4 protein-coding genes are annotated in these 4,866 nt (G+C 41.6%); 1 reads left to right on the forward strand and 3 read right to left on the reverse strand.

The window, feature by feature from the left end; translation table 11 throughout:
- The first annotated feature begins 571 nt into the window (after positions 1-571).
- Entirely contained in the window at positions 572-1,114 is a 543-nt protein-coding gene (locus VIP81_RS01030; protein WP_331956616.1) for a hypothetical protein, read from the forward strand.
- An 83-nt stretch (positions 1,115-1,197) separates the two neighbouring features.
- Here the strand turns inward: VIP81_RS01030 and VIP81_RS01035 are convergent, their stop codons facing one another.
- The 3 genes from VIP81_RS01035 to VIP81_RS01045 form a co-directional block, all read right to left on the reverse strand.
- Positions 1,198-2,631 carry a Gfo/Idh/MocA family oxidoreductase gene (locus tag VIP81_RS01035; protein WP_331956617.1) on the reverse strand — a complete coding sequence of 478 codons (1,434 nt, stop codon included), beginning with the start codon at positions 2,629-2,631 and terminating at the stop codon, positions 1,198-1,200.
- A 294-nt stretch (positions 2,632-2,925) separates the two neighbouring features.
- Positions 2,926-3,339: a hypothetical protein gene (locus tag VIP81_RS01040; protein WP_331956618.1), complete on the reverse strand. Its 414-nt coding sequence runs from the start codon at positions 3,337-3,339 to the stop codon at positions 2,926-2,928.
- Positions 3,340-3,350: 11 nt separating this feature from the next.
- Positions 3,351-4,703 (reverse strand): hypothetical protein, encoded by a 1,353-nt coding sequence (locus tag VIP81_RS01045; protein ID WP_331956619.1) that lies wholly within the window; start codon positions 4,701-4,703, stop codon positions 3,351-3,353.
- Positions 4,704-4,866 lie beyond the last annotated feature (163 nt).

The following is a 4,866-nucleotide window of genomic DNA, read 5'->3' on the forward strand; positions in this document are numbered from 1 at the left end:
AACATCACATAGTAGGAAGATTTGTATCAAGGACATAAAGCAACTTATTAAGGTATCAGGTTGTGGCATGGGCTGAGTGTATAACTTTGTTCCTCTACAAATGCAGTCCGCAGTACTAATTCAAAAATAACCTTCCCCCAAAACGCAAAAAAGAGAGAATCCTGGTCCTCTTTTTAAACTTTATAGTACGGCTCCCAGCCTTTCCTTGATGGAGAACCTACCAGCAATTCATTTGCATGTTTATTATTAGCAATGATTTTCTTTCCCCGATCAAACTGTAATTTCTTTCCTGTTCACTATGCCAGTACACCAAGACTGTGTGAGCCCCCTTTTTAACGGAAGGTCTTTACTGTAGATGATCTTACCTGGATTCAGTTTAGAAGGTCCAGGGTACTATTTACAATAATTTACAAAGGTTACATTTTAATTTACAATCCTAATCCTTCCAGCTGAAAGGATTAAAGTAGTTTCACTGTATCAAACTTTAACAGGATATGATAATAAAAGAGATGCCTTAAGCGGATCGGATTTATCAGGAGATTGATGTACGTTAATTAAAACAACAAAAAATATGAAAAAAGTTATTTATGCACTGATTTTACCGCTGGTTGTGGTAAGCGGACTAGTATTTGCAAATTTCAAAATCAAACATGAAAATTCCAGAAAACCAACCCTAAAGCCACTCTCTGCTGCAGAAATGAAAGCCGAATTGAAAAAATGGGAGGCTACCCCTGAGGGTATAAAGTTCAAAAAATGGGAAGCGTCTCCCGAAGGTAAAAAAGTGCTCGCCGGTGCTGCTAAAATAAGGACGCCTATAAGTGCTTTTACCGATATGGAGGCTGTTGTCACCTCTCTTTCTCTTCCGCCAGGCTCACGATTAGGTTTCGGAGTGATGGCCAGGATTAATGGTGACGATTATATTCTTAGTTTTGGGCTGGAAAAGTCCAATGAATTTCAGCAATTGCGTAGCCTGAAAGTTAACGACAAAATAATTATAAGAAGCCATGGTGCATCGTACGCCCCCAAGTATTCATATCCAATAGTATCGGGCGACTATGTAGAACGAGATAGTAAAATAATTTATAAACGTGCCGCTCAGAAAGGTGGTTGTTGAGTAAATAAATTGCGTAATACGCACGGGGTCATTAAATAACCTTCCCCTGCAACGCAAAAAAAGAGAGGACCGTAGTCCTCTCTTTAAACTTTATAGTACTGCTCCCAGCCTTTCCTTGGTGGAGGACCTACCAGCAATTCATTTGCATGTTTATTATTAGTAATGATTTTCTTTTCCCGATCAAACTGTAATTTTTCTCCTGTCCACTGTGCCAGTACACCAAGACAGAATACCTGGCTCAGTGGACCTGCAATGGCGAATGGAGATCGTGTTTGTTCCTCACCTTTGCATGCCAGCAGGAAGTTCTTAAAGTGATTAGACGGACTTTCCGGTACTGTTGGCAGTTTTCCTGCCATTTCTTTTGCCTTTTCCTCAGGAATAATAGAGAGCGTACTACCGTGGGAACCTCCTTTAAATGTAAGATCCTTACTGTAAATGATCTTACCTGGATTCAGTTTAGAAGGTGCTATAGGACCATTGCTTGGAGGAGGAATATTAGGATCTAGTCCCGATACACCGTATCCCGCAGGAATTGGCGGCAGGTTATCTACTCCATCGTACCAGGTGATATCCAGTGCGGGCATATTTCCTCTTTTAGGGAATTTGAATGCCAGCGTGGAAGACATTGGGTAGAAGAAGTTATTATGACCCGTGAGTTTGATCGGATCAACTTCGTATGGTAAGCCAAGATCGAGGAACTGGTGGGCGGTATCTATGAGATGTGCGCCCCAGTCGCCCAGTGCACCCATACCGAAGTCGAACCAGCAGCGCCACTGGCCGTTTACGAAATCTTTGTTATAGGAGTGCCCCTGCGTTGTCATCTGCCAGATATTCCAGTCGAGGGTAGCAGGGGGCTGTTCTGCGGCCGGGAACGAGGTGATATTTGGGTTCCAGCCATGCCAGCGCCGTGGAGAGTTCATATGAGCGGTAATGGCTGTTACATCTTTGATGATGCCGGCTTCTGTCCATGCTTTAAACTGAAAGTAATTAGCTTCAGAGTGACCCTGGTTGCCCATTTGGGTCACCACTTTCGGATACTTCCTGGCAGCCTTCATCATCAGTTCTACTTCGTTGAATGTGCGTGCCATTGGCTTTTCTACATAAACATGTTTGCCAAGGCCTATTGCCATCATCGTGATGGCGAAATGTGAGAAGTCAGGTACACCGATGGACACTGCGTCAATCTGGTTGCCCATCTTATCGAACATCTGGCGGAAATCCTGGAAACGAGGTACGTTAGGGAACATTTTCATTACCTCCAGGGTATGCGGTGCGCCCATGTCTACGTCGCAGAGTGCCACAATGTTGGCCAACCCTGTCTTGTAGAGCGCCTGGGCGATCTCTCCGCCTCTGTTGCCTATACCAATGAAGGCGAGGTTTACTTTTTCGTTAGGCCCGATTTTGCGGGTATAGTGATAGGGCTTCGCCGCGGCCATCAGCAGGCCAGGAGTAGCGGTGGCCAGGGTGGCTAGCGCGGCCTGTTTTAGAAAGCTCCGTCTTGAGTTGTTATGATTCATACGTGGATTGTTAATTGCTTGCTTCAAAAATATAAAAATGAAATTGCAATCGAAAGCATTAACGATAAAAACTGAAACTTTTACATGAGCGGTAAAATAATATAAGTGCTGACACAAATAAAAAACGGGTACGAGGGAACGGTTTTTTAACCTGGAAGCGCAAATTTTAGTGGACCTGAAAACTTTGACACAAATAATCACGAAGGTTTGAATAGCCCTAATATTTATTGGACTAGCAGTGATTCACTAAAAAAATCTGGGATCACCAAACAACATAAATAGATAAGAGGTTTTTTAATGCTGAGCATTAACCTGGTGCCTAAATTCCGCAAGAATATCGAGCCACTTTTGTTGGTCGGCTTCCTGTACATAATAAAACCTGCCACCGAGATCACTGAGAAAACCGCCATAATTGCTTACTCTGAGTTTCTTCCGTTGACCAGCGCTGAATTCTACGACAAGGAGATATGTTTCCATCCAAATAAGCGCTTCTGCTGGCTTACAGGTAGATTTGGTTAATACTGACGAAGCCTGATTTAACCTCACATGTTTGAGTTTATCTATCTCCTCCCATGTCATTCGCTCGGGTGCCTTTCCATCTGGAATACAATAGAAATCAAAGTTTTTCGCCGTATTCCATTTTATGCAGGGATTCTGCTGCAAGTCACCGGTTAAAAAAGGTAGTAACCAAAAAAGAAAAAAAGCCATAAAATAAAGTTTTATCGAATTTTACAAGGTGTAGTATTAGTGGTTGACACGCCTCCATTCAGGTTTTTTTGCTTTATATTATTTGATTGGAAAAGTCGTAAGTCTTGCCCCAAATCGGCAGGATCAGCGCCTTTCCCTAGTGGCCAGTCCCCTTGAGTTTTGGGGATGTTCAGGCCAGCCGCATTAAGTGCGTCTACTGCGATACTTGTGCAATTATTCGAATTGAGGTGGTATGGTAAATTTGCTTGTGCATTAAAGGTATTCACAATGACTTTGAACTGTTCTGACGTAACCTTTAAAGTTATTGCAACATCATACTTGTCTCCGGAATTGTTAACTAACAGACCTTTTGCTTCCGGATTAATGGGAGAAACAGCCTTGGAGGGGTAGAATCCAACAGTACGTATAACAGTAGTACTTCTACCTCCACTCTGACGGAACCCTAAAAACGTATGTCCTACGGTTAGTTTTGTAGAAGGATCAGAAGAGTTGGGAGTAAGATTTTGATATTGATCTGATAGCAGTACTCTGGTATCTGGGATAGGTTGTTTTACATACAAGGTAACTTCGTAACTGGACAAAGAACTTATAGTAAAACAGCCCATATATTGCGCTAAATCAGCAATAATCTTGTCTGTCGGTGGTATATTCACTAACGTTTTAGTTTTCAATTTGTCAATTGAACCATAATCAAACCCACCCCCATCACCATAGCCGCTACTACTATTGGGTTCTCCTGTTTCGTCACCTGGCAGAATCAAACACTGTCTTACAGTGTAATTATATAGACATCCATAATTCAGTCCATTATAGTACAAACAAGAATACACATCTGTCTCACTACACATCATTCCTGAAGCTCTGGGTAGACTGGTCCTCTTTTTTAGAAATTCCACGTTTGAGGGCGAAGTTCGATCACCGTTAGAAAGGAAACTCCCGTGAAGCTTTCCAGTTTGATCGTATACAAGAATTGAAAGCCCATAATCGGAATTACCGTTCCCCCAGGCTTGTACCAATTGAAAATAGAGTTTTCCTTCTTTCGTTTTTCGAAAAATCAAAGATTGATCTATTTGTACTGAAAACTGATGACCCGTAAGTTGAGCTGTTCTGACATGGAATTGCGAAAGATCTAGAATTAAGCAAGACTCTCCGCTGATTGTCATCTCGTAAGTTTGGGTCCAATCCAGCTCAGATGGTAAAGAATCTACCATGCCATAGGCATTATTGTTGGTGAAACCAGGTTGCATTTTGTAGTAAAGAGCAACTACATCAGTACGGTCGATATTGTTTGGCAACAAAGAATCAGACCGTTTACAACTTGAAATAAACAAAAAAAGGATGAAGAGTATAGAGATAGGTTTCATACAGATGTTGGTTTGAGTGCATCAATTTAAATCCTTCAGCTTAAATCAAAACCGATATATGTCAGATATCTATATTTCATTAGTATTCAGTATATTTAGAAGACTATTTCTCTATTGTAAAAAGCCAAAACCATCTTAAATATGTCGGAAAGACTATTTGCCC

It is taken from the genome of Chitinophaga sp., assembly GCF_036566945.1.
Taxonomy (GTDB): Bacteria; Bacteroidota; Bacteroidia; order Chitinophagales; family Chitinophagaceae; genus Chitinophaga.